This window comes from uncultured Cohaesibacter sp., assembly GCF_963556055.3.
GTDB lineage: Bacteria > Pseudomonadota > Alphaproteobacteria > Rhizobiales > Cohaesibacteraceae > Cohaesibacter.
In genome coordinates this window covers 272,659-298,160 of the sequence record NZ_CAUVYE020000031.1, presented here as the reverse complement: position 1 = coordinate 298,160, position 25,502 = coordinate 272,659, and the positions used below count along the sequence as shown (strand labels likewise).

Here is a 25,502-nt window from a genome sequence, read left to right as displayed (position 1 = left end):
AGGCTTCCTGTTTTGGCGGGATGCAATTGGCCGATCCCGGCTCGTTGTTGTCAGGCTCGTCCCTGCCATGTTCTGCCCCGTAGTGCAAGCGTCAATCATCCCTTGTTGGCGGCGTGACTGTTCCTTGATCGCTTGGCGAAAGTGACCCATCCGGGCGATGACAATTCATCCCATCATCGAGGCGATCATTGCGCTTGTCGGGTGGGCTGATGTGTGTGGCGAGGGAGTGGAGAGATTTAGCAATCGTTTGTAATCGCGTGACTGAGTGCCTTTGACAGGGCCCGAAACACAAATGGTTCGGGCCCGTGGTCATGATCAGATGCCGCCAATGCAGACATATTTTATTTCGAGATAGTCATCCATGCCGTATTTGGAGCCTTCACGGCCAAGGCCAGATTGCTTGATGCCGCCAAAGGGAGCGACTTCTGTCGAAATCAGGCCGGTATTGACACCGACCATGCCGGTTTCCATGGCCTCGGCAACGCGCCAGACGCGGGAAAGATCGTTGGCGTAGAAATATCCGGCAAGGCCGAATTCGCTGTCATTGGCCAGCGCAAGCACCTCTTCTTCTGTAGAGAAGCGGATGAGCGGAGCGACCGGGCCGAAGGTTTCTTCCCTTGAGACCTTGGCCGAGCTTGGGACATCGGTGATCACGGTGGGCTCAAAGAATGTGCCGCCAAGACGGGAGCCACCGGTCAGAATTTTGGCACCCTTGCTCATGGCGTCACTGAGATGTTCTTCGACCTTGGTAACGGCCGCTTCATTGATCAGCGGGCCGACGGTGACACCCTCGTCCATGCCATTGCCAGACTTGAGGGCTGATACCGCCTTGCTCAGTTTTTCGGCGAAGGCATCATAGACGCCTTCCTGAACATAAATGCGGTTGGCGCAGACGCAAGTTTGACCGTTGTTGCGATATTTGGCGATCATTGCACCTTCAACCGCGGCGTCAATGTCTGCGTCATCGAAGACAATGAAGGGGGCGTTGCCACCCAGTTCCATGCTCATTTTCTTGATGGTATCAGCGCATTGGCGCATCAGGATCTGACCAACGCGCGTCGAGCCGGTAAAGGTGATCTTTGCCACTTTGGGGTTGGCGCAAAGCTCCTCACCGGTCGCGGCAGAGTGGCTGTTTGGAATGACATTGAAGACGCCTTTGGGAACACCTGCCCGCTCGGCGAGCACGGCCATGGCGATTGCCGACAGCGGCGTCAGTTCAGCAGGGCGGGCAACGAAGGTGCAACCGGCGGCCAGAGCAGGGGCCACCTTGCGGGCAATCATCGCATTGGGGAAATTCCATGGTGTGATGGAGCCCACGACGCCAACGGGCTGTTTGAGGACGAGAATGCGCTTGTCGGCCTGATGACCGGGAATGGTGTCGCCATAAACGCGTTTCGCTTCTTCTGCGAACCACTCGATGAAAGAGGCCCCATATTTGATCTCGCCAATAGCTTCGGCAAGCGGTTTGCCCATTTCCTGACACAGGATAAGGCCAAGGTCATCGGCATTCTCCATCATCAGATCATACCATTTGCGCAGGATAGCACCGCGTTCCTTGCCCGTTTTGGCTGCCCAGCCGTGACGCGCCTCATAGGCTGCGTCGATGGCCTGTTTGACATGGTCTATGTTGCAATCGGATACATGTGCGATCACCTCGCCAGTGGCTGGATTGGAAACGGGAAATGTATTCGAAAGCTCAAGCCACTCACCATCAATATAGGCGCGGGTTTCAAGCAGGCTTTGGTCTTTAATGTTCATGATCAGATATCCGGTTTTTGTCAGCGCTTGTTGGCGTGTGGTCTTGTCAAAAAATTGGTGGGGGATTTTTTACAAGAATTTGGCAAACCCTAAGACAAAGATCTATGCTGCGCAAGCACAGCTGATCAACAGACCAGATCATGGGTGATGCTTTGGAGGGATCCGAATGCGACGGATGTTGAATTGGAATACGGACTTCTTCTGACTAAAGACAAGTCTCGGGAAGAATATTCACTTTTATGGAAAGCCTTTTGTCAGCTTTTATCAGCTTTTGCCAACCGGCAAATCCTGACTTGAAGTGCATATATTGGTAACGCATAGTGCGCCCCGATTGTATAACCGATCTTTTGCAGTCATGAGGAAGACCTGCATCAGATCCTTGGCGAAGCACTTTGACATTGCTCGCATGCTCGGAACGCTCAGAACCGGAAAGGTAGCAAATATGGCCGATCAATCTCATCCAGATATCATCTATACCATAGTGGACGAAGCCCCCGAACTTGCCAGTGCGTCACTGTTGCCGATCATCCGCTCCTTTGCAGCGGTTGCCGGGATCAATGTTGGCACCAAGGACATTTCTCTTTCAGGCCGTATTCTGGCCACTTTCCCGGAAAATCTGAGCGAGGATCAGAAGCAGTCAGATGATCTGGCCGAGCTTGGTGAACTGGTCAAGACGCCGGACGCCAATGTCATCAAACTGCCGAATATTTCCACGTCCGTGCCGCAGTTGGTTGCTGCGATCGAAGAGCTTCAGGCTCAGGGCTATGATATTCCCAGCTATCCGGAAGAGCCGAGGAGTGATGAGGAAAAAGGCATCCGTGCCCGCTATGACTCAATCAAGGGATCGGCAGTGAACCCGGTTCTGCGCGAGGGCAACTCGGATCGTCGCGCGGCAAAAGCGGTCAAGAATTTCGCCCAGAAGAATCCGCATTCCATGGGGGCATGGGCATCGGACAGCAAGACCCATGTTTCCTCGATGCCGGGTGATGATTTTTATGCCAATGAGGTTTCCGCAACCCTCACTGCCGCGCAAGCCGGTGAAGCGAAAATCGAATTTGTCGCCAAGGATGGCTCCGTGAGCGTGCTCAAAGACGGTTGGGCCCTTAGTGGGGGAACGGTCGTGGATGCGACCTTCATGTCTGCCAAAGCGCTGGCGGTGTTCCTCGGTGAGGAAATCGAGAAAAGTAAAAAAGACGGTGTCATGTTCTCGCTGCATATGAAAGCGACCATGATGAAAGTGTCCGATCCGATCATCTTCGGTCATGCGGTGAAAGCCTGGCTCAAGCCGATTTTCGAGAAATACGGCGATATGCTGGCTGAAGCAGGGGTCAATCCCAATTCTGGCATGGGCGATGTTCTGGATCGCATCGCAGCCTTGCCACTTGCTGCCAATATTCAGGCAGAGATTGAAGCGCTGAAAGCGGATCGGCCATCCATTTATATGGTTGACAGCGACAAGGGCATCACCAACCTGCATGTGCCCTCTGATGTGATCATCGATGCATCCATGCCTGCTCTCATTCGTGCCGGTGGCAAGGGTTGGGATGAAAGTGGTGCGAAAGGCGATGTCAATTGCGTGATCCCGGACAATTGCTACGCTCCGGTCTATGATGAGGCGGTTTCGTTCTTCAAGGCCAACGGTGCCCTCAATCCTGCAACAGCTGGCACTGTGCAGAATGTGGGTCTGATGGCACAGAAGGCCGAGGAATATGGCTCCCATCCGACGACCTTCGAAGCGCCTGCTGATGGTGTCATTCGTGTCGTTCTGGCCAATGGTGCCATTCTGCATAGCCATGAGGTCGAAGGGGGTGATATCTGGCGTGCTTGCACGGTCAAGAAGGCACCGATTGAAAACTGGATTCAACTGGCGATGGATCGTCAGCGCCTGACAGGCTTTGAGGCCATTTTCTGGCTTGACGAAAGTCGCGCCCATGATGCGGAACTGATCAAATATGTGAAACCGGCTCTGGAAGCAGCTGGTGTTGCAGACAAGTTCCAGATTATGGCACCGCGTGAAGCGACCCGCGCCTCTCTTGAAACGATTACCGCGGGCAATGACAGCATCGCCATCACCGGCAACGTGTTGCGTGACTATCTGACGGACCTGTTCCCTATTCTGGAACTGGGGACCTCGGCCAAGATGCTTTCGATTGTCAAGCTGATGAATGGCGGCGGATTGTTCGAGACCGGTGCTGGTGGATCTGCGCCGAAACATGTGCAACAGCTGGTCGAGAAAAATCACTTGCGTTGGGATTCCATGGGTGAGTTCTGCGCTCTCAGCGAGAGCCTCAATTTCCTTGCCGATGTCAAAGGCAACAAGAAGGCGGCAATTCTGGGTGCCGCCGCTGAAGTGGCAACGCAAGGCATTCTCGATGACAATCGCTCGCCATCGCGCAAGGTTGGCGAGCCGGACAACCGTGATAGCCACTACTGGTTTGCTCGTTACTGGGCCGCGGCTCTGGCCGAGCAGAAGGAAGATGAAGCAATCGCAGCTCATTTTGCGCCGATTGCCAAGGCTCTTGAAGAAAAAGAAGCTTCCATTCTTGGCGAGTTGGCGGCCTGTCAGGGGCCTGCTGCCGACATCGGTGGCTATTATCATCCATCGGTTGAGAAAAAGGCGGCGGTCATGCGTCCGAGCGCCAGTTTGAACGCAATCATCGGATGATTGTTCAAGGTGTCCATGCCTTGATGGTTATTTCCACCAGGAACGCCCGGCTTTGCCGGGCGTTTTTGTTTTTCCGCTTGCCTTATCCGAATTTCTGCTCCTATCGTTTCTTGTCAGTTATCCCGACTGGCAGATAATATTCCAGTTCGGGATTTGACTGTTGGGGTCTTTCTGTGCCATTTGAGCGATACGAAAGTCTAGGTCGTTCGTTCAGGAACGGAAAATTATTGATTTGGTGGACAGACGTCGCAATCGGGTAAGGTAGAAGGGAAAGTGTCACATAGACGCGATCCAACAAAGATAATACCCCTTTGGAAACGCTATTTGGAGAGATCTTCATGATCCGTATCGGTCTTTTGGGAGCCGGCCGCATTGGCCAAATTCACGCCAGAACAGTGAGTGCTCTGGACAATGTCGAAATTGTTGCAATTCATGAACCGGAAGACGCCGCCGCGGCCTTCGTTCAGGCCATGACCGGTGCAGCACGGGCGACCCTTTTGGAAATTGTTGATGACCCGGATATCGATGCAGTCGTCATCGCGTCTCCGACAGCCCAGCATGCAGAGCAGATTCTGGAAGCGGCCCAGGGTGGAAAACACATTTTCTGCGAAAAACCGATTGATCTGAACATGGACAAGGTCCGCGAATGTGTGGCTGCGGTCGAGAAGGCTGGCGTCAAGATGATGATCGGTTTCAACCGCCGTTTCGACCTCAACTTCGATGCGGTGAAAAAGAATATCCGCAACGGGGAAATCGGCGAAGTGGAGCTTGTGCAGATCACATCCCGCGATCCGGAAGCGCCTTCTATCAGCTATCTTGAGAAATCCGGTGGCATCTTCGTTGATATGATGATCCATGATTTTGATATGGCGCGCTATCTGCTTGATGATGAGATCGTTGAAGTCTTTGCAACGGGCTCGGTCTTGACCGATCCGGCGATTGGCAAGATTGGCGATCTGGATACTGCGACGGCGACCTTGCGTTCTGCCAAGGGGCGTGTCGCTGTGATCACCAATAGCCGCCGCGCAAGCTATGGTTATGACCAGCGTATCGAGGTGCATGGATCCAAGGGCATGGTTCGTGCCGACAACCTGCGCGGAACCTCCGTAACGCTGGCCAACAAACAGGGCTATCGCAGCGATCCTCTTCTCGACTTCTTCATGGAACGCTATGCGATTGCCTACCAGGCCGAATTGCAAACCTTCTGCAAGGTTGTTGCGGGCCAGGTTGAAGTCCATCCGGATCACATCGATGGTCTGAAGGCGATGGAGTTGGCGGAAGCTGCTCAGGAATCCTTCAAAAAGGGTTGTTCCATCAAAATCGGGAAATAGGCAAGGGCAAGGGTCGCGCCTCAAGTGGCAGGCCCTCGTTCCGCTAGAACAGTCCCTTGGCGGTCTCCGTTTTCCGGAAGAGTGCCAGGGGTTTTCTATTTTGAGCAGGGGGGAAGCAAGTCATCTCAGGGTTTGGGGCCTGAAGGCTATGATTCCTGATAGAATAGATTATAGACTGTGCACATGATTTGCCGTGCGCGATTGTCCGATAGATTGTAGTAAATCGATTTACCTTCTCTTCTTGACTCGATGAGACCTTCCAGCCGCAAGCGCGAAAGTTGCTGTGACACCGCAGCCTGTCTTGCTGATAGTAGTTCTTCAAGTTCTGTGACGGATTTTTCTCCAGAAGCCAAATGACACAAGATCATCAATCGGCCATCATGCCCGATAACCTTGAGAAGATTTGCAGCCTGTGGAGCAATATTGGCCATATTCTTAAGGACTGTAGTGTCCATATTTTCTCTAAATAGTTTTTCTGGCATTCATGTTTACCGGAGCTTGTGTTTGGTCGTCGAAGCAAACTATGGGCGACTAAAATCAAGACGATTCAGGTCTCGATAGAATCCCAATCTTGAGAAAATCATATTGTGATTTGTCTTGGATACCGTGATACTACCAAAGATCCACAGGGTATAAAGTGAATTTCACTTATTCTGATGTGTTTGGCATTTTATAAAATGAAATTTGGGAAGTTTTATCAAGTTGTTGATTGTTGACTACTTTTTCTCAACTTCTGATTCTGTGGGGGTCAATCGCTGTTTACAGCCGCATGAGATCGGTTTGATTTGGACCGTTGCCATGCTCAGTGAGCTTCCGTTTGCTCTTTTATCATGGAGCAGGTCTCTCTTTGTGCGTCGGGCTTGACGCACCTTGCTTCAGCCAACCAGACGCTTGTCGATTTTGTCCAGCTGACCCATCTGGAGTGCCAAATAGTTCGCAAACTCATCGGATGTCATTGGCTTGCCGTAGAAATATCCTTGCCCTGTATGGCAACCCGAAGCGTGAAGGACATCTGCCTGCGCCTGGGTTTCGATGCCTTCAGCAATGATGGTAAGGTCAAATCCGCGCGCCAGCGATGTGACCGAATTGATGACGGCCATGGAATCCACCGAGTCGGGCAGATCTTTCACGAAGGCCCGATCGATCTTGATCTTGTCGAGTGGGAATTGATGGATGTAGCTGAGCGATGAATAGCCTGTGCCAAAATCATCAAGAGCGATCTTGATGCCGCTTTGGTTGATGGTGTTCAACGCCGAGATGATGGTTTCGGGATCTGCGATGAAAAGAGACTCGGTGATTTCAATATGAAGGCGGTTGCTGGGCAAATGCGATGTTTTCAAAGCATTGTTAATGTCGGCAAGAACGTCGGAGTGTTAGAATTGGACCGCTGACACGTTGACGGCTACCGTCACCGGCTTTGGCCAGTTTTCCGCGTCCTTGCAGGCCGTTCTGATGATCCAGCGACCAATGTCGACGATTTTTCCCGTTTCCTCCAGCAGTGGAATGAAAAGGTCCGGTCTGATCAGGCCGAACTCCTTGTGGTTCCACCGTATAAGCGCTTCACAGCCGATGGTTTCGCCCGTTGCCAGATCCGTCTGGGGCTGATAGCGAAGCTCGAATTCGTTTCGCTCCAAGGCCCCGATGATTTCGCCTTCCAGTGCCCGGCTCTTGTCCGCTTCCTGTTTTAATTTGGCTGTGTAATGGCGGAATGTTTCACCCGTCGCGATAGCATCGCTGAGCGCAAGAACCGCGTCATCGATGGTGCGCGTTACCTGTTCGTCATCGGAGTAGAATGTAGCGATGCCGATATGGCCGTTCACAATGATGTTGTGACCTCTCACCGAGAATGGTGTCTCGAGGCACTCTCTGATCCTGGCGATGAGATCTGCATGATCTCTCGGGCTGCAATCGAGTTTGCAAAGCATGAATTTCTTGTGATCGACATTGCCCACGACATCAAACGCGTCCAGCGCGCTCAATGCCTCGCCCATTTTGTGAAGCAGCTGGTCGTGATAGTCTTCACCAAGGGTCTGATACACTTTTTCCAGCCTGCGCCCCTGACAGACAAAGATACTGGCGCGGCGTGCTGCTTTGCTTGTGACGAGTGCCTCTACCTCATTGGTGAAGCCATTGATATTGAGCAGATCAGTGACAGGATCATGATCTGCCAGATATTCAAGATGGATCTGCTTGAGCTGCGTCTCGGTGACATCGTGAAACAGCAGGGTGGCCACCCTGTTGCTGGTTTCCTCGTCGTCGTTTCCCTGCATGAAAGAGGATGGTGTTATGGTGAATTCGAAATAGCGGGTTTCACCATGGCGTTCGATTTTCTCGATTTGCAGTGCGTCGGGGATGTGGCAATTCTCTCCGTCCTTGAGGCACTGTTGAATTTTGTGTCCGAATTCCCACGGCAGCACTTCGGTGTATTTGTCATTCCTGGCGGGCTCGTAACCGAGGGAAGATAGCATTTCTATGGCATGTCGGCTGATGCCAATGATCCTATTTTCCTCGCTGACGATGATGATGCCTGACAAGTTGTCTTCAATGATCGTTTCAAGGAAGGCAGAGATGCTTTTATTGTGCTTGTGCGACAAATTGAGCATCAGCGATTTGAAGCTGATTTCCGTGATCATCAGGATGATACCCGATGAAATCAGAAAGATCTGGATCATCGCTGTTTGCAAAAGCAGGTGATAGTCTGAATAGAGCCAGTAACCAACCAGTTCAACGCATGCAGAGAGCAACAATAGCCCCAGGATGCGGGTGATATTCTTGACATGGCGAACCATGAAAAACAGAAATATCGGCAGGCAACCCAGACCTGCGGCATAATAGAGCCACCTTTGGGAAATCTCGTGAAGACTCGTGTTCTGAATGAGATTCTCCGCCGCCAATATTTGCAATTTTGGTCCTGATAAAACCCCGTAGACGGGGACTGCCATGGTGTCGCGTAGCTCCGCTGCTCCGGCCCCAATCAGGACTTTGCGATTTTTCAGGACATCAGCGGGCAGGCTGCCTTCAAGCAAGTCGATTATGGAATAAGTCGGGATTGTTTCGGGGTCGATGTCGTAGTTGATCAGATGCGTGGAGGCTGTAATGTCCTGAACTCCACCCAGTACGCTTGTCAGCGATGGAACCAGTTCCCCGTCTGTTTGCTGACCAAGAGGAATTGACCTGACAAGGCCGTCTGCGTCTGCAATCACATTCACTGTTGCGAGCCAGGCAACATCTGCCAGCTTGTCGATCGGGCGATTTGTTTGCAACCGGGTATCGGCAATTTCCGATGTCGAATATTGCTGGAAGACAGCCAGTGTTACGGGCCCGCTGGCCTCTTCAAGCGCTTTGGCGAACTTACTGTCGGCGCGGTCGGTGGAATGAGAGGAGAAGTCTATATCGAAGGCAAGCTCTTCGGCCCCTGCCTCGAAGGACTTCTTGATAATGTCGGCATATATGGATCTGTTCCATGGCCAGACACCGATTGACGTCAGGCTTTTGTTGTCGATCTCAAGCAGTGCGATCTTGCCCGATGCAGCATGTGATTTTGCTGACATGCGCTTTTCGGCTATGGCGTTATCGATATGCATGAAGGCACCCATTTCCCAAGCAAAGGCGCAGCTTAGGAAAATCGCCAATAATGCCAATGTCCGATAGAAAAATAACCGCTTCATTTCCGACCTGAAGATAGATTTATCTTGTTGAGGTCACTATAGAAATGAAAGATTTAGCAATCTTTTGGGTGACGGCTGAATTTGCTGTTTTTTTGATTATGAATAACAAAGCGTAAATGAAGCTGGCGTGCGGTGAGGTCTGGCGCCTCCCTCCTGTGGAAGCCTGTCAACAGCCTTCTATCAAGCCTTTGCCTGAATGCAAAAAAACCGCCTCGTTGCGATGGGAGGCGGTTTCGATTTTTCTGAGCCTACAGGCTTGATTTTCAAGCAAAATCAAGGGTGCCGTATTTTTTCAGCATCAAGCCGCGGATGACCATATTTGCCGTGCTCGGGCTCTGGGCCATTGGCAGGTCATAGACCACTGCGAGGCGGTTAAGGGCCTTGACGTCAACGTCATGAGGCATTGGGGACAGGGGATCGACAAAGAAAATCAGACCGTCAAGCTTGCCTTCGGCAATCATCGCTCCGATCTGTTGGTCGCCTCCCAGTGGTCCCGAGAAGAGCGGTCTGAGATTGAGTTCGGGATAGGCGTCGAGAATGCGCCCGCCGGTCGTGCCCGTGCCCACAAACTCGGCTTTTCTCAGCAAGTTCAGATGCTCTCCGATCCATTTGATCAGATCATCTTTTTTTGCGTCATGGGCGACCAGAGCAATTCGCAAGGGGGAGTTATCGACATTGGTTTCTTCGTCATGCATGACCGCATTTCCTTAAGCCGTTGGGTCCTGGTGGTCAGACCGCCGGCTCTTGTCCGTTTGTCATGGAAAATCAGAAGCGGGTGGTCTTATGTCTATCACAGCTTATTAGCATCAAATGATGTCTGTCCAGTTAAGCCATAGGCACAGTTTGCTTCTTGGGAGACGCAACTGTTGAAAGCATCAGGTCTGCGGTCTTGGACGCCGTGTCGGGCGGTCGAAAATCTTCCGTCCGAACAGGGAGGCTGTCAAATCGGTCAAGAGCTCTGCGGTTTTGCCACGGTGATCAAGAAAGGGATTGAGTTCAACGAGATCGAGTGAGGTTACACAGGCACTTTCATGCAGGAGCTCCATGATCAGATGTGCCTCGCGAAAGGTTGCGCCTCCGGGAACGGTCGTTCCCACCGCAGGCGCGATCTCGGGATCCAGGAAGTCAACATCCAGACTTACGTGGAGCATGGCATTGCGGGCCAGAACTTCGTCGATCAGTTCCATCAAGGGGCGGACGATGCCGACTTCATCCAGGATGCGCATGTCGCTTACTCTGACATTGTTCTGCTTGAGCAGCTCACGTTCTTTGCTATCGACGCTGCGGATGCCCATCATGTGGACCTGACTTGTCTTGACAGGATTTGCCAGAGGAGCGGTGTAGAGCGGGGCCAGCTCTTCAAGACCGCAAAAGGCGGCAACCGGCATACCGTGCATATTGCCTGTCTCGGAGCTGAGAGGCGTGTTGAAATCGGTATGAGCGTCCAGCCAAAGAACATAGAGCGGTCTTTGTTGCTCGAAGGCATATTGGGCGATGCCGGAAACCGATCCCATGGAAAGCGAATGATCGCCGCCCATGAAGAGCGGAAAACCGGTCTTGGCCAAGTCATAGGCCTTGTCGGCAAGCGCACGCGTCCAGCTTGCGATGCGTCCGGCATTGTTGGCTTTGCCATCAATAGCAATGTCGGGGACGACGGAGGGTGGATGAAGATCACCATGATCGACACAAGCAAAGCCAAGGCGCTCAAGCGTTTCAACGATGCCCGCCGTGCGTAGGGCTGCCGGGCCCATCAAACACCCTTTTTCGTGGGTTCCATCCTGAACGGGAACGCCGAGCAGGGCTATTGTCGATACGGATTTTTCGTCACTTTGGGTGGTTGGTTTCATCAGAAGGATCCCTGAAGCTGCTCATGTCTGGCGCTAATAGACAGGAGGCGGTTGTCAGAGAAAAGGCATAATCTTTGATAAAAATGTCAGAATACTACAAAATTTGTATAGAGTGTTTGTGCAAAATGACAGTGTGAATGCGTCTTTCGGAGGTTGATTTGGTTGCAGTGGGATTGGTGAGTCTCGAAAGAAGGTGCTGTTGGCAACAGGTTCCACAAGACGGGATGACCATGGGGGCTTTCAAAAGGACAGAGCGCGAGGAGGAGGGGAAGATCAGGCAGAGCGGACAAAGGAGGCGAGCCAAAGCAACATGCGCATCATGCGCATCGTGCCTTCCGTGTTCTGTGGCCGGAAACCGCAGGTCCTTTGGCCAAGGCAAATGCCGCCAGCCGGTTGGCTGGCTGATCGATTTGCGGACGCCGGCTTGTTCTAGAACAAGCCCTTGGTGATGCCTTTCAGCAGTTGTTGTTCCAGGCTCTGGTTCTTTTTGTTGTTGTTCTGCGTTGGCAACTGAATGATCTTGTTGAGATCAATTCCAAGTTTTTCCGATTGCTTTTTCAGCTCCTTGTTGACGGTTTTCTCAAGCTTCTTCACGCCTTTGGATGCCGCTTTTCCGGCGCTTCCCATTTCATTGAGGCCTTCGAGGATCGCTTGCGGATTTTCGAGGATTCCCTTGATGTCGGGATAGATACGCGGCTTGGCCAGCTTGCCCTTGATGATGATCGGAATGGGAACGCCCTTGGTGTTGACCGGCCCGCCCTGACCACGCAATTTCGACACGACTTTCGGTGTTGTCTTATAATCGATCCGTTGCTGGGGCAAATCGATCGAGCCCTCGCCAGACAGGCGAAACAGCGGACTGAGGATCGACAGGTCCGAATTTGCCGCGATGCCGTTCGTGATCTTGAAGCTTGCCGTCAGAGCCGAGAAATCCGTGCTTTGGGCTTTGCTTGAAGACCAGCCCTCAAGAATGTTGGACTGAAGGCTGCGCAGCATTTGCGGAATGTTGATGCCGTTTATCTGGCCATCGCTCATTTCGATATTGGCAGTGCCATTAAGAGCCTTGATCAGAGCCAACTGACTGGATCCCTGGCTTTTCATGTTGATGCTTGTCTTGCCTCTACCGCTCAGGGCATCCAGGCTGATCGAGTCTGTGAGGAAAGGCTTCATGTCAAGATTTGCGAAATCGAACTTGGCGGTCATTTTCTCCGGTTTGGACGTCGCATCGATTGTAACCTCTCCGTTGCCGGTTCCCTTGTAGAGGTTCAGTTTTGTCAGAGATGAGGCGAGCTTGCCATTCTGCAATGTGGTTTTGAGATTGACCGCACCGGTTACGATGTCCCTCGCAATCAGCGATTTTGTCGAGATGGTGAAATCGGCATTGACGGTGTTGAGCCCTGAAAAATCGATCGGGCTGTTGTCCCAGCTTGTGGAACTGGATTGTGTTGCCGTTTTGCTCGATTTGCCGGGGGTTGCTTTGGCCTTGCTTGACGATGCGCTGGCGCTTGTGGTTCGTCCTTGCGATGTTCCAACGCCCATCAGGGGCGTCACATCGAGCTTGTCAAAGGCGAGTTTGCCGGTGATTGTTGGAATGCTACCAGCTTTGTATGTGATATTGCCGGCCCCTTTGGACTGTCCCATTACAAGAGAAAGATTTGTCAGGTTCGAGGTCTGGCTGTCAAGCGCAAGGTTGGTTGAAAAGCGGACGGGCATGTCGGGGGTGCCGGAATTGACCTTTTGCCCCAGCCAGGCAAGCAGATTTTTGCTCGATTTGGTGTTGACCGTCAGCTTGCTGCCCGTAAGGCTCAGCTTGTTCGGGTCGAACTTGCCAGCGAGCAATATCGACAAGGGCTTGCTATCAAGGGAAACACTTGCCGGGATCGCCGTTCCGTTCAAGGCTTCGCCCAATCCCACGGTGCTTGCAAAACGGATCGCTTCGCCGCGCCATTTGAGGTTGCCGGAGATGTCAACGGGGTCATCGAGATTGGCGATTGTGATCCGGCCCGAAATGTTCGATGGCTTGTCATTCTTGCCGTTGAGATTGGCCGCTTTCAGAATTTCGGGTGCCAGTTCGCCCTTGCTCAGGGAAAGAATACCGGCGAGGTTGCCTTTGGCGAGAATCGTTTTGGCGTCCAGCCCCTGAGCTGCGAAATTGACATCGGTCGAGATCTGGCCCAGAAGCGGGCTTTTCTGCCCTGCGAGCGCGGCAATTTCGGTCAAGTCAAGTTCGCGCGCGTTGAGTGTGCCTGTCCAGACCAGTTGATTGATATTTCCCTTCACATTTGCCTTGATATTGCCTTTGGCCAGATTGGCCGATTTGATATCAAGGTCAAGCTGACCATCTATGAGCTGGGCCAGCAGTTTCAACTGGCGAATGGACTTGCCTTGATAGACCACACGACCGGAGCGCAGATCGAGGGTTCCGTCGAACCGGGTGAGGACAGACAGATCCGGTGTGGTACTTCCTGCTTGTTGGCTCTTGAGGGTTTCCGTGATGGTTTGTGCGTGAGCCGCGATCAAGGACCGGTTGGCAACGGGAGCGATGGAAGCGCTTTTCTTGCTTTGCTGGCCTGACGTCTTTGGCAAGATTTCGTCGAAATTCAAGACCGAGCCGAGCAGAGCGAGCCTGACAAAGGGCCTTGCAAGCTTGCTCGAGGTAAAGATGCGGGCGGCTGCCTTGACGGTCTGCTTGTCCAGCGAGAGCGACAGGCTGGGAAGGCGGATTTCATCATTTTGTGCAAGCAGGGAGCCTTCAAGGCTTGCGGTTCCGATGTCAAGGACATCAGATCCGACGTCCAGCCAGCTCAACAATTGAGTGACATTGCTTGAATTGGCCGCATAGTTGGCGACCAGCCATTGTTCGGAGCCCAAGTCTACATCTCCAATGGCCTTCAGGCGGAGCGCCTCTGCCGATACATCAAGCTCAAAGCGAGCGCGTCGTTTATTGATTGCGTTTGCCGGATTATCAAGCGTTCCATCAAGGGTGAGTTTGTTGCCCCGATAGGTGAAGCTGATCTCGAGTTCTGCCAGAGCTGCAAAGTCGGGTATCCGGATATTGGCATCAAGGTTGGATGCCAGAGTTGTGCTATGGCCGCCTTCATCGACACTCACAATCATCGCATCACTGACCAAAATCTGGCGAAGGCTTAACGCGGACAAGTCGATTTCGTCATCTTGGCCGTCGGCCGTTGTGGCGGGCGTGTCTTTCGAGGTGGACACATTCGTCGATGCCGAGGGGGGCTCTTTTCCTTGCTGGCCGCCTGTTTGAGGCAACGTGTCGCTGGCTTGGCTGATGGTGAACAAGGGTCGCGTCAGCGCGATGCCGGTGACATCGGCTTTGCCCGAAAGCAATGGGGAGAGAGCAAGGCCGAAGTCGAGGCGTTCGACAGAAAAGATCGGCTTATTCTGTTTGTCTTCCAGAGAAACGGCTTCTGCGGAAAGCTTGACACCGGTGATAAAGGAGAGGGAGACATCCCCGCCGATATCAAGCGTCATGCCCGATTGTTTCTTGACGAAGTCTTCCACTTGCGTCTTGAGATAGTCGGTTGAAAGGAAGAAGGGGAGGAAGACCAGAGCGAGCAGGATGAGGAAAATAGTCGAGAGAAGGGAAATAATGATATTGCGCATTAAGCTCTCCCGCCGCTCATGCAAAGCAGCTTTTGCTCTTGTCTTTCGTCTTTACCGTGCGATTCGATATGTCTGCATCATACAATCAGGATCAACAGAAACACAAATAGAAGACTTTTTAAATCAAGAAATAAAATCCGCCGGCTCCCTCTTTTCGTCAACGGATTGACCTTGCTTGAGTGGAAAAGTTTTCTTTAGGGCTCCCTGTTGACCGATCTCATATGACAGCGTCACATAGTCAGGCTAATAGAGGGAGAGATAATGTCTTTTTTACGTATTGGGGTAGCAAGATGAGCTCATTGGAAGTTGTTTGGTCCGATCTGGTCCGCCATCGTCAGGATTTCGCTGACTTTCACCTGCGGAAGGCCTTTGCCGAGGATCCGGCGCGATTTGATCGCTATTCAGCACAGATGGATGAGTGTTTGACGCTGGATTACTCACGCAACTATGTGAATGACAAGACGCTGCTGCTTTTGGAGAATCTTCTGTTGCAAGCAGGTGTGGCAGAGCGCTTTCAGGACATGAAGTCGGGCGTCGCGATCAACAATACAGAAAATCGCTCGGTGTTGCATATCGCTCTTCGTGGCAGCGTCTCCGATGACTTGCAGGTCAATGGACAGATGGTTGCGGCCGACATCAACGCTGTCAAAAATCGGCTTTATGCCTTCGCAGAAGGCGTTCGTGATGGTTCGATTGCCGCCTCTGACGGAAAGCCCTTTACCGATGTGGTCAATATCGGAATCGGGGGCTCTGATCTAGGCCCTCACATGGTGACCAGGGCGCTTGCCGCTTTCCATGATGGCCCGAATGTGCATTTCGTGTCCAACGTTGACGGCGCCCATATGGGCGATACGCTCAAGCTTCTGGACCCGGCGCGGACCCTGTTCCTTGTTGCCTCCAAGACCTTCACCACTCAGGAAACCATGACCAATGCAAGAGCGGCCAAGGCCTGGCTTGTCTCCGCTTTGGGGGACGATGCGGTTGGTGCGCATTTCGCGGCCCTTTCCACCAACAAGGAAGGCGTTGAAGGCTTCGGCATCAGCTCCGAGCGAATGTTCGAATTCTGGGACTGGGTCGGCGGGCGCTACTCGGTCTGGTCTGCCATTGGTCTGCCGGTGATGATTGCTATCGGTCCGGACGGCTTTGAAGACTTCCTCGCCGGTGCCAATGCGATGGATGAGCATTTTGGAACGGCCCCGTTCAGGGAAAATATCCCGATGTTGCTTGCTGCACTTGGCTTGTGGTATCGCAATGTCTGGAGCTGTTCGTCCATGGCCGTATTGCCATATGACCAGCGGCTTGAATATTTCTCCGCCTTCTTGCAACAGCTTGATATGGAGTCAAACGGCAAGCGGGTTCGCCGAGATGGATCGGACATTCTGCGTGCGACCGGACCTGTTATTTGGGGGGCTGCGGGAACCAATGGCCAGCATGCCTTCTATCAGGAACTGCATCAGGGTCATGACATCATTCCGTGTGAATTCATGGTTGCCGCCAATCCCACGGATGCGGACACTGGACAGCATGAATTGCTGCTTTCCAACTGTTTCGCGCAGGTCGAGGCATTGGCCATGGGGCGGACCGAAGAGGAAGCCCGCGCCCAATTGTTGGCGTCGGGCAAATCTGAAGATGCCGCAGCCCTTCTTGCTCCGCACAAGGTTTTCCCGGGCAACCGTCCAAGTTCGCTGTTGTTTTATGACCAGCTGACACCAAAAATGCTTGGTCGACTGATCGCTCTTTACGAACAGAAGGTGTTTGTTCAGGGCGTTGTCTGGGGCATCAACTCTTATGACCAGTGGGGTGTGGAGCTTGGCAAGGAACTGGCCAACAAGCTTGCGCCTGCGGTCAAATCCGCCGAACGCGGAGAGGGAGACCCTGCGATCCTTGATCGTCTCAAAGCCTATCGCATGGTGTAAGCCGGCATAGGGTTATCATGCTCAGCTTGTTATCAAGGCCTGCCGGTCACTTTGCCGGTGGGTCTTTTTTATGTATGTAATCCTCTTAATGCCTCTGATTTTTCAAAAACGAGATCAAACTCTTCGTCTGGGAAGTCGAGACTTCCTGCCAATTGATAGAGTTCGGCAAGCGCAAGAGCGATATCTTCACCCTTCTCTTCGCGATACTGAATGTCGAGTATGGTGTCCAACAAAATCTTATGTTGATGCTCAGTCATTTTTGTCTCGTATCCTGCTGATCGTCTCGTCATGTCTGCGAGCAATTGACTTGTTATCAAGGCCTGCCGGTCACTTTGCCGGTGGGTCTTTTTGTTCGCGCTGCCGCTTGTCTATTGCGTCCATCAAGTTGGGGGCCGCGTTCATGAGCGTCTGGGTGTAGGCATTTTGGGGCGCTGAAAAAATGTCCTCGGTCCTGCCGCGCTCGACGATCTTGCCGCGATACATCACCATGACTTCGTCAGTTATCGCGCGAACGACTGACAGGTCGTGGCTGATGAAGAGGTAGGCAAGGTTCAGCCTGTCTCGCAGATCTGCGAAGAGGTCCAGAATCTGAGCCCGGATGGAAACGTCAAGTGCGGAAACCGGTTCATCGGCAATGATGATTTTCGGTTTTGTTATGAGAGCCCGTGCGAGGGCCAGACGTTGCCGTTGACCACCCGAGAATTCATGAGGGTATTTTTCCGCGTCGCTTGCATCAAGGCCAACCTGTTCGAGGCTCGCGAGAATACGGGCATCGCGTTCGGACCTGCTGAGGCTGTTGCGATAAAGATGAAGGGGTTCGGCTATCGATTGGCCGATCTTGTGGCGTGGATTGAAAGACCCATTGGGATCCTGAAAGACAATCTGAATATCCTTGCGGACATTGAGAAGATCTTCCTTGCCTGCTGCATAAGGATCGTGTCTGCCGATACGGACGGTGCCATCCTGGGGCTTCTCAAGCCCCAGAAGCGTGCGGGCAAGAGTGGACTTCCCGCAGCCTGACTCACCCACCAACCCGACGCTCTGGCCCTGGTAAATGGTCAGGTCCACCTCGTCGACGGCGCGGGTGACAGATCGTTCAAGATAGGGAAAGCTGCGTGGCAGCGGGTAGGATCGCACGATCTTTTTTGCGTCAAGGATGGGCTTTTGCTGTTCAAGCGATGGTGCGTCGCTGAACAGGGGTGGTTTCTTGCGTGTCGGCTTATGAGTCGAGGCGGCAAAAAGGCCTTTGCTATAGGGGTGGTTCAACTCATTGAACAGGGCAGGAAGGGGACCGGCCTCGACAATCGCTCCATCTTTCATGATGGCGATTTTGTCGGCCATGTCCGCCACCACGGCAAGGTCGTGGGAAATCAGGATGAGGGCTGACCGATCTTCCAGCATAAGTTCTTTGAGCAGTGCCAGGATTTCTGCCTGCGATGTGACGTCAAGGGCCGTGGTTGGCTCGTCGGCGATGACAAGGCTTGGCTGCATGGCAATCGCCATGGCGATGATGGCGCGCTGACGCTGGCCGCCGGACAACTGATGGGGGAAGCGATCCGGCGATGTGCGGGATGTATCAAGGCCGACGCGCTGGAGCTGTTTGATGGCGAGTTCTTCGGCTTCATGCCGGGTTACCGATGCGTGCAGCCGGATGCATTCCTCCACCTGGGCACCGATTGTCTTTAACGGGTTGAGCGCGGTCATCGGCTCCTGGAAAATCATGCCCATGACATTGCCGCGTCGTCGACAAAGTGCCTGCTCGGAAAGACCGACAAGGTCATCTCCGACAAGATCTATCGAGCCGACAAGGGAGCTGCGGTTTGGCAGCAGTTGCATGATCGAGAGTGCCGTGAGGCTTTTGCCTGAGCCGGATTCACCTACCAGTCCAAGGCATTGGCCAGCATCAAGCGAAAATGAGATGTCTTTCAGGATCGGCTTGCCAGCAATGGAAAGCGAAAGATTGGTGAGTTGCAAAAGGGTCATGACGCCTTGCTCCCACCGATATCGAGACTTGAGCGGATTTTCGGATCCAGCATGTCTCTGAGACCGTCGCCGAGCAGATTGAGACCGAGCACGGTCAGGATAATCGCAAGGCCGGGGATAATCGCCAGTTGAGGTGCCATCATCAGCCATGTCTGGGCTTCGGACAGCATCTGACCCCAACTGGGCATGGGGGGCTGGGTGCCAAGGCCAACATAGGACAGGCCCGCTTCAGCCAGTATTCCGAGCGAGAATTGGATCGTGCCCTGTACGATGAGAAGGTTGGCGATATTGGGCAGAATATGCTCGATGGTGATGCGGATCGAGCCCTTGCCGGAGAGGCGGGCGGCGAAAATGAACTCGCGCGTCCAGAGGCTGAGCGCCGCACCACGAGACAGACGGGCAAAAACCGGAATATTGAAAATACCGATGGCGATGATCGCATTGATCGCTCCGGGACCGGCAAGGGCGGTTATCATGATCGCTGAAATGATTGCAGGAAAGGCAAAAATGAAATCCCCAAGGCGCATGATGGATTCGTCCATCCATCCGCCTTTTGCTGCTGCCCAGGTGCCAAGCGGGACACCGATGCCTGCACCGATTCCCACCGCGACAAGAGCCACTGCGATGGAATTTCGTGCACCGAGCATGATCATGGAAAAAAGATCATGGCCATATTGGTCGGTGCCGAGCCAATAGGTGCTGCTCATGGGTTTGAGCCGGTCAGCGATGTTGACCGAGAGCGCATCATGGGGCGTCCAGACAAAGGACAAGAGCGCCAGAGCGACAAAGAAAAGCGTGATCAGACCGCCAATGACGAAGGAAGGCGAGTGTAGGCCTCGAGCGAAGAAGCCATGACCCCTGTCGGATGGTGAAGAAAAGAGGCGTGGCTTGTTCATGCGCTTCTCTTTCCGTGGAGTCTTGGGTCGATCAGTCCGTAGGCGACGTCGACCAGAAAATTGACGGTGATGACGGTTGCCACAAGCAGGATGATGACGGCCTTGACGGTTATGAGATCGCGCTGATTGATGGCCTGAAAGACAAGGCGACCAACACCTGGCAGGGAAAAGACATTTTCAATGATGACGGTTCCGGCAAGCAGGAAAGAGAATTGCAGGCCCAGGATCGTGACCACCGGAATGAGGGCATTGCGAAGGCCGTGGCGGGCAAGGGTTTGACGCAAGTTGAGACCCTTTGCACGGGCCGTGCGCATATAGTCTTCATGCAGCACATCGAGCATCGAGGAACGCATGATGCGCACGAGGATTGAGGCTTGAGGCAGGGCAAGGGCAATTGCTGGCAGCAGTAGAGCTTTCAAGGCTTGCCAGAATCCCGCATCCCAGCCGGGAAAGCCGCCCGAGGGAAACCAGTGCAGTGTAACGGCAAAGACCAGAACGAGCAGCATTGCAAACCAGAAATTGGGTACGGCGATGCCGATCTGTGTTGCGCCTATGAGCGAGATATCCTGCCATTTGGAATGATTGGCCGCTGCGACAATGCCGAGCGGAAGGGCAAGAATGGTGGAGAGGAACAGGGCCATGAGGGCAAGCGGCAGGGAGATGGTCAGTCTTGCTCCGATCAGTTCGGTCACCGGAACTGAATAGGTGTAGCTGGTACCGAAATCACCCTGAAACATCCCCGAGATCCAGAGCCAGTATCGATGGATCAGGGGAAGGTTGAGCCCGAGCTGTTCACGCAAGGCGGCAAGCGTGTCTTCTTGTGCGTTGATGCCCAATATCAATTCGGCCGGATCGCCGGGGAGAATTTCCATCACGGCAAAGACAAACAGGGATGCGGCCGCAAGCGTTATGCAGAGGGAAACAAAGCGGCGCAGGGTATAGACAAACATGACGCACGGACCAGGGTTCTGGCATCATGTGCCAGACGCTTTTGTGAAAAAGGGTATGGCAGATTGTGCTGCCATACCCGGACGCCTTTTAGCGCGAAAATTTGCTTTAGTCCATCCATTCCACGGCAGTTAAATCATTGGCCTGAATTGGTGCATTGGCCCAAAGACCCTTGATCCTGGCATTCCAGACGCCGGTTTTTGCAAGCTGGAAGAGGAAACCGTTGACAGCATCGTCATTGAGTTTCTTCTGTGCCTGATGCAAAAGCTCTGTCCTCTTGGCAACATCGGCGGTTGCGTTGAGGTCCGTGATGATCTTGTTGAAGTCCGCATTGTGATAATTGAAGTAATAATCATCACGAGCATAGATATCGATGTCCATCGGCTCGGTGTGAGAGATGATGGTCAGATCATAGTCTTTGTCTTTGAAGACCTGCTTGAGCCACTGGGCCCATTCAACATTGATGATTTCAAGATCAATGCCGATTTTCTTCAGGTCCGATGCGATGATAAGGCCGGAACGGCGGGCATAATCGGTTGGAGGCAGGAACAGGCGCGCCGAGAAGCCAGCCTCATATCCGGCTTCCTTGAGAAGGGCCCTGGCCTTGTCGAGGTCATAATCATAGACCTTGGACAAATCGACATAAGCTGGATTGTGTGGCGCGAAGTGCGAGCCGATCGGGGTGCCGTAGCCGAACATGGCACCATCAATCAAAGCTTGCCGGTTGATGGCGTGTGCCATTGCCTTGCGCACCCGTACATCCTTGAAATGTTGCTCGGCATTGTTGGTGGCCAGAATGGTTTCGCCTTCTGTTGTGCCGATGACGACCTTGAAACGTGGATCCGCTTCAATGGAGGTGAGCATTTCGGGGGCCGGGAAAATCGGGAAAGCATCGACATCGCCTGCCATCAAGGCCGAAAGGCTTGCTGCGGCGTCAGCGACGATCTTGAAGGTGGCCTTTTCCAGCTTGGCAGGCGTGCCCCAATAGTCTGGGTTTTTTGCAAGCGTGATGGAATCGCCCTTGACCCATTTTGCCAGTTTGAAGGGGCCGGTTCCGATCGGATTGGCCTTGTTGGTCTCGGCGCTTTCGGGAGCAACCATGATCGCGTCACCCCAGCCCAGATTGAACAACATGGCTCCGGTCGGGCGTTTCAATGTCATCTTGACCGTGTATTTGTCTTCTGCTGTTACCTGCTCGATGGGCTCGAACAGCGCCTTCTGGGCGTTGACGGAAGACTCACCCCGTGCCCGATCCAGAGAGAAGACCACGTCGCTCGCTTCGAAGTCGGTTCCATCATGGAATTTGACATTCTGTTGCAAGCTGAAGGTGTAGGTCAGGCCGTCTTCGGAAATTGACCAGCTTTTTGCCAGAGCGGGCTTTACCGCACCTGTTTCGTCGATCCGGGTCAGGCCTTCAAAAATGTTTGCGTAGGTGATCTCATCGATGGCGGCGGCCGCTCCCGCTGTGGGGTCCAGATGGGGCGGCTCGAGGCGTATGCCCAAGGTTAGGTCGGATTGTGCAGCCCCTGCGTCCGGGGCAAACAGGCAAACCGACAGGCAAAGGGCCATAATCCATTTTGGTGCAGGTTGTTTCATCTCAGGTCTCCCCAACCGTCTGGGTCTAAGCGGCTGCATGAGCCGAAATAAGGGTCTCGGGGCGCATTTGTTGCACATCTTGTCGGGTCAATGCAGCCAAAACTAACGTCGCATTTCCAATTTTCTTGTGTAAAAATCCGCTGGATTGCTGCACTGATAACACAAAGGGGGGCGTTGAGCCCCCCTCTTTTTTCATTTCATGGCGATTTTCAAGCTGCGTTTTCAGCTTTTGTTGCGGAAGTCATCGATGGTTTTGACAGGGGTCAGTGCGCGCGGATCTGTGATGACTTCGATGAGTGCCGGGCCGTCATGGCCCATCATGCGCTCGAAGGCGGCGGGGAACTCTTCGGTTTTGACAACCTTTTCCGCGTGGCCACCCATGGCTCGGGCCATGGCTGCAAAGTCCGGGTTCGACAGGGCTGTGCCGGATACGCGGGTCGGATATTCCCGTTCCTGATGCATGCGGATGGTGCCATACATGGAGTTGTTGACCACGATCACCTTGATCGGCGCACCTTCCTGCGCGGCAGTGGCAAATTCCTGACAGGTCATCTGGAAGCAGCCATCTCCGGCAAAACAGATGGCGGGGCGGTTCGGGTCTTGAATGGCAGCGGCGGCGACCGCAGGCATGCCGTAGCCCATCGAGCCGCACGTGGAGGCAAGCTGTGTGCGCCATCCGCGATATTTGATGAAGCGGTGAAGCCAGATTGCATAGTTGCCAGCGCCATTGGTGTAGACGGTATTGTCGGGGGTATTGGCATCGATATACTGCATGATCTCGGCCAATTGCACATCGCCGGGAAGTTTTCTTTCCGGGATGGTGCTGAAAGCCTCGTAACCGGCATGGGCGCCGGAAACCCAAGCTGGATCGGTTGCCTTGCGGACAGGCTCAAGCGCACCGAGTAGCAAAGCCATGGTTTCATGGCGGGCAGCTATGGCAAGGTCTGGCTGATAGACGCGGCCCAGTTCTTCGGGGTCTGCATGAATATGGATGAGCTGCTGGCTGGGGACCGGTGTTTCGATGAGGCTATAACCGGAAGTGGTCATTTCACCAAGCCGCGCACCCAGCACCAACAAGAGATCACTCTGCTTGATCCGTGCCGCCAACGCCGGGTCAATGCCAATGCCGACATGACCGGCGAAGTTGGGATGGGTGTTCGGGAAATAGTCCTGACAGCGGAAGGACACTCCGACAGGCAGGTCATTTCGTTCGGCAAATCGGGTGACGGCGTCCTTTGCGGCCTGCGACCAGCCACCGCCGCCCACGATCATGAAAGGGCGCTCGGCTTGGCTGAGGCGCTGTTTCAACTCGTCCATGGCTTCGGGCGATGGTGCACTGTCAGCAGCTTTTGCCCTTGTGGGCAACCGGGCCGGTTTCTCGACCTGTTTGACCAGCATGTCTTCAGGCAAGGCAAGGACAACGGGGCCGGGACGTCCCGAAAGAGCGGTGCGGTAGGCACGCGCGATATATTCAGGGATCCTTTCAGGCTCATCAATCTGGGCGACCCATTTGGCCAGTTGCCCATACATGCGCCGGTAGTCAATTTCCTGGAAGGCCTCGCGTTCGATCTGGTCGCTGGCGACCTGCCCGATCAACAGGATCATGGGCGAGGAATCCTGAAAGGCGACATGAACGCCGGAACTGGCGTTGGTGGCGCCGGGGCCGCGGGTTACCATGCAAAGGCCAACCTCTCCGGTCAGCTTTGCCCATGCATCGGCCATCATGGATGCGCCCCCTTCCTGGCGGGCATTGACATAGCGCAGGGATGGCGCGTCATGAATGGCGTCCAGCACCGCCAGATAGCTTTCTCCGGGGACGCCGAAAATGGTTGAGGCCCCTTGTTCCACGAGGCAATCCACCAAAAGGGATGCTCCAGTTGTCAGCGTCATGTCGCTGTCCTTTTCTCTTTTTCGGTCATGTCCTGATATCAGCGATCAGGTGGGCCGTCTTGGCGGGTTCATTGATCAAACTCATGTCTGATCCGTTGTTTTCAGGGCCTTCTGGTTCTGGGTGCTAACAGAAGGCTTGCAGTCCGGTCTGGGCACGCCCCAGAATAAGGGCGTGGATATCGTGCGTGCCTTCATAGGTGTTGACGCTTTCCAGATTCACCATATGCCGCATGACGTGATATTCGTCCGACACGCCATTCCCGCCATGCATATCCCTTGCGATGCGGGCGATTTGAAGCGCCTTGCCGGAATTGTTGCGTTTGATCAGTGAGACATTTTCAACCGGGCAATTGCCGTCATCCATCATGTGGGCGACACGCAAGGCAGCTTGCAGACCGAGGGCAATTTCGGTTTGCATGTCGGCAAGCTTGAGCTGGATGAGCTGGGTCTGGGCGAGCGGGCGGCCGAACTGTTTGCGGTCAAGGGTATATTGCCGGGCGGCGTGCCAGCAGAATTCCGCCGCACCCAGCACACCCCAGGCGATGCCGTAACGGGCCTTGTTGAGGCATCCGAACGGTCCTGATAGGCCTTCGACATTGGGTAGCAGGTGATTTTCGGGCACAAAAACCCTGTCGAGTACGATCTCCCCGGTAATGGAGCCCCTCAAACTCAGTTTGCCTTCGATTTTGGGCGCAGAATAGCCATCCGATCTTGCCGAGACGATGAAGCCCTTTATCTTGCCGTCATGGGCATCGGATTTGGCCCAGATGATGGCGATGTCGGCAAGGGGGGAATTGGTGATCCACATTTTCGCGCCAGTGAGCAAATAGCCATCCTCGACCTTTTCGGCCCGGGTGATCATGGAGCCGGGATCCGAGCCGTGATCGGGTTCGGTCAGGCCGAAACAGCCGATCAGCTCACCAGATGCGAGTTTTGGCAGATAGGCCTGTTTCTGTTCTTCCGTGCCATAGGTGAAAATGGGATGCATGACGAGAGACGATTGCACCGACATGGCTGATCGATAGCCTGAATCCACGCGTTCGATTTCCCGTGCAATCAGCCCATAGGCAACATGATTGACCCCGGCGCAGCCATAGTCTTCCGGGATCGTCGGACCCAGAAATCCCATGTCTCCCATCTCGCGCATGATGTCGATATCGAATGCTTCCTGTCGATTGGCCTCAAGCACACGCGGCATCAATCTGTCGTCGCAATAAGAGCGGGCGGCATCCATGATCATGCGTTCCTCTTCGCTCAATTGACTGCGAAAAAGAAATGGGTCATCCCATGTGAAGGCTGATTTGGCGGCCATTGGCCCGGCTCCTTTGAAGTGTTGATGATGCCCAGTCAACATGCCCATTCATGAGGCGTCAATGG

At 53.7% G+C, this 25,502-nt stretch carries 15 protein-coding genes and 1 pseudogene; 3 read left to right on the top strand and 13 right to left on the bottom strand.

All coding sequences use genetic code 11. The features are described 5' to 3' along the window. Positions 1 to 315 precede the first annotated feature (315 nt). Complete coding sequence (locus ACHZB8_RS20815; protein WP_394706242.1) at positions 316 to 1,782, bottom strand: NAD-dependent succinate-semialdehyde dehydrogenase; 1,467 nt, start codon at positions 1,780 to 1,782, stop codon at positions 316 to 318. A 418-nt stretch (positions 1,783 to 2,200) separates the two neighbouring features. On the opposite strand from ACHZB8_RS20815, the gene ACHZB8_RS20810 reads away from it, so the two are divergent. Both ACHZB8_RS20810 and iolG read left to right on the top strand, forming a co-directional pair. Beyond that, the gene (locus ACHZB8_RS20810) at positions 2,201 to 4,423 is read left to right on the top strand and encodes an NADP-dependent isocitrate dehydrogenase (RefSeq protein WP_316863120.1); all 2,223 of its coding nucleotides are present in this window, start codon (positions 2,201 to 2,203) and stop codon (positions 4,421 to 4,423) included. A gap of 338 nt (positions 4,424 to 4,761) precedes the next feature. Beyond that, on the top strand, positions 4,762 to 5,754 hold the full coding sequence (gene iolG, locus ACHZB8_RS20805) for an inositol 2-dehydrogenase (RefSeq protein ID WP_316863119.1): 993 nt from the start codon (positions 4,762 to 4,764) through the stop codon (positions 5,752 to 5,754). Between the two features lie 146 nt (positions 5,755 to 5,900). Here the strand turns inward: iolG and ACHZB8_RS20800 are convergent, their stop codons facing one another. The 5 genes and pseudogenes from ACHZB8_RS20800 to ACHZB8_RS20780 form a co-directional block, all read right to left on the bottom strand. Further along, positions 5,901 to 6,236 carry a metalloregulator ArsR/SmtB family transcription factor gene (locus tag ACHZB8_RS20800; RefSeq protein ID WP_316863118.1) on the bottom strand — a complete coding sequence of 112 codons (336 nt, stop codon included), beginning with the start codon at positions 6,234 to 6,236 and terminating at the stop codon, positions 5,901 to 5,903. Between the two features lie 393 nt (positions 6,237 to 6,629). Further along, positions 6,630 to 9,422, bottom strand: a pseudogene (locus tag ACHZB8_RS20795) (EAL domain-containing protein). A 263-nt stretch (positions 9,423 to 9,685) separates the two neighbouring features. Beyond that, a complete protein-coding gene (locus ACHZB8_RS20790) occupies positions 9,686 to 10,117 on the bottom strand; it encodes a methylglyoxal synthase (protein ID WP_316863117.1) in 432 nt (143 codons plus the stop codon). A gap of 180 nt (positions 10,118 to 10,297) precedes the next feature. Beyond that, positions 10,298 to 11,269: an arginase gene (gene rocF, locus ACHZB8_RS20785; protein WP_316863115.1), complete on the bottom strand. Its 972-nt coding sequence runs from the start codon at positions 11,267 to 11,269 to the stop codon at positions 10,298 to 10,300. A gap of 429 nt (positions 11,270 to 11,698) precedes the next feature. Next, positions 11,699 to 14,896 carry an AsmA family protein gene (locus ACHZB8_RS20780; protein ID WP_316863113.1) on the bottom strand — a complete coding sequence of 1,066 codons (3,198 nt, stop codon included), beginning with the start codon at positions 14,894 to 14,896 and terminating at the stop codon, positions 11,699 to 11,701. Positions 14,897 to 15,186: 290 nt separating this feature from the next. Here ACHZB8_RS20780 and pgi point away from each other — a divergent pair, with 290 nt between their 5' ends. Further along, on the top strand, positions 15,187 to 16,812 hold the full coding sequence (gene pgi, locus ACHZB8_RS20775) for a glucose-6-phosphate isomerase (RefSeq protein ID WP_316863111.1): 1,626 nt from the start codon (positions 15,187 to 15,189) through the stop codon (positions 16,810 to 16,812). Between the two features lie 68 nt (positions 16,813 to 16,880). On the opposite strand, the gene ACHZB8_RS20770 is transcribed toward pgi, so the two are convergent. The 7 genes from ACHZB8_RS20770 to ACHZB8_RS20740 form a co-directional block, all read right to left on the bottom strand. Then, positions 16,881 to 17,069 carry a hypothetical protein gene (locus ACHZB8_RS20770; RefSeq protein WP_316863110.1) on the bottom strand — a complete coding sequence of 63 codons (189 nt, stop codon included), beginning with the start codon at positions 17,067 to 17,069 and terminating at the stop codon, positions 16,881 to 16,883. A 70-nt stretch (positions 17,070 to 17,139) separates the two neighbouring features. Continuing rightward, on the bottom strand, positions 17,140 to 18,795 hold the full coding sequence (locus ACHZB8_RS20765) for a dipeptide ABC transporter ATP-binding protein (RefSeq protein ID WP_316863108.1): 1,656 nt from the start codon (positions 18,793 to 18,795) through the stop codon (positions 17,140 to 17,142). After that, entirely contained in the window at positions 18,792 to 19,691 is a 900-nt protein-coding gene (locus tag ACHZB8_RS20760) for an ABC transporter permease (RefSeq protein WP_316863106.1), read from the bottom strand. Before ACHZB8_RS20760 ends, ACHZB8_RS20765 begins: the two co-directional genes overlap by 4 nt. Then, positions 19,688 to 20,641 (bottom strand): ABC transporter permease, encoded by a 954-nt coding sequence (locus ACHZB8_RS20755; protein WP_316863105.1) that lies wholly within the window; start codon positions 20,639 to 20,641, stop codon positions 19,688 to 19,690. The genes ACHZB8_RS20760 and ACHZB8_RS20755 overlap by 4 nt, the downstream gene beginning before the upstream one ends. A 106-nt stretch (positions 20,642 to 20,747) precedes the next feature. Continuing rightward, a complete protein-coding gene (locus tag ACHZB8_RS20750; protein ID WP_394706233.1) occupies positions 20,748 to 22,235 on the bottom strand; it encodes an ABC transporter substrate-binding protein in 1,488 nt (495 codons plus the stop codon). 222 nt (positions 22,236 to 22,457) lie between these two features. Continuing rightward, positions 22,458 to 24,125, bottom strand: coding sequence for a thiamine pyrophosphate-binding protein (locus tag ACHZB8_RS20745; RefSeq protein WP_316863103.1), 1,668 nt, complete (start codon positions 24,123 to 24,125; stop codon positions 22,458 to 22,460). A gap of 124 nt (positions 24,126 to 24,249) precedes the next feature. Further along, positions 24,250 to 25,437 carry an acyl-CoA dehydrogenase gene (locus ACHZB8_RS20740; RefSeq protein ID WP_316863102.1) on the bottom strand — a complete coding sequence of 396 codons (1,188 nt, stop codon included), beginning with the start codon at positions 25,435 to 25,437 and terminating at the stop codon, positions 24,250 to 24,252. Between the last annotated feature and the right edge of the window lie 65 nt (positions 25,438 to 25,502).

Excerpts from the sequence above, each read along its gene's own strand:
- ACHZB8_RS20760 (WP_316863106.1), bottom strand. The coding sequence starts at position 19,691 with ATGAACAAGCCACGCCTCTTTTCTTCACCATCCGACAGGGGTCATGGC.
- ACHZB8_RS20800 (WP_316863118.1), bottom strand. The coding sequence starts at position 6,236 with ATGCCAGAAAAACTATTTAGAGAAAATATGGACACTACAGTCCTTAAG.
- ACHZB8_RS20745 (WP_316863103.1), bottom strand. The coding sequence starts at position 24,125 with ATGACGCTGACAACTGGAGCATCCCTTTTGGTGGATTGCCTCGTGGAA.
- ACHZB8_RS20770 (WP_316863110.1), bottom strand. The coding sequence starts at position 17,069 with ATGACTGAGCATCAACATAAGATTTTGTTGGACACCATACTCGACATT.
- rocF (WP_316863115.1), bottom strand. The coding sequence starts at position 11,269 with ATGAAACCAACCACCCAAAGTGACGAAAAATCCGTATCGACAATAGCC.
- ACHZB8_RS20750 (WP_394706233.1), bottom strand. The coding sequence starts at position 22,235 with ATGAAACAACCTGCACCAAAATGGATTATGGCCCTTTGCCTGTCGGTT.
- ACHZB8_RS20755 (WP_316863105.1), bottom strand. The coding sequence starts at position 20,641 with ATGTTTGTCTATACCCTGCGCCGCTTTGTTTCCCTCTGCATAACGCTT.
- pgi (WP_316863111.1), top strand. The coding sequence starts at position 15,187 with ATGAGCTCATTGGAAGTTGTTTGGTCCGATCTGGTCCGCCATCGTCAG.
- ACHZB8_RS20740 (WP_316863102.1), bottom strand. The coding sequence starts at position 25,437 with ATGGCCGCCAAATCAGCCTTCACATGGGATGACCCATTTCTTTTTCGC.
- ACHZB8_RS20790 (WP_316863117.1), bottom strand. The coding sequence starts at position 10,117 with ATGCATGACGAAGAAACCAATGTCGATAACTCCCCCTTGCGAATTGCT.
- iolG (WP_316863119.1), top strand. The coding sequence starts at position 4,762 with ATGATCCGTATCGGTCTTTTGGGAGCCGGCCGCATTGGCCAAATTCAC.
- ACHZB8_RS20765 (WP_316863108.1), bottom strand. The coding sequence starts at position 18,795 with ATGACCCTTTTGCAACTCACCAATCTTTCGCTTTCCATTGCTGGCAAG.
- ACHZB8_RS20810 (WP_316863120.1), top strand. The coding sequence starts at position 2,201 with ATGGCCGATCAATCTCATCCAGATATCATCTATACCATAGTGGACGAA.
- ACHZB8_RS20780 (WP_316863113.1), bottom strand. The coding sequence starts at position 14,896 with ATGCGCAATATCATTATTTCCCTTCTCTCGACTATTTTCCTCATCCTG.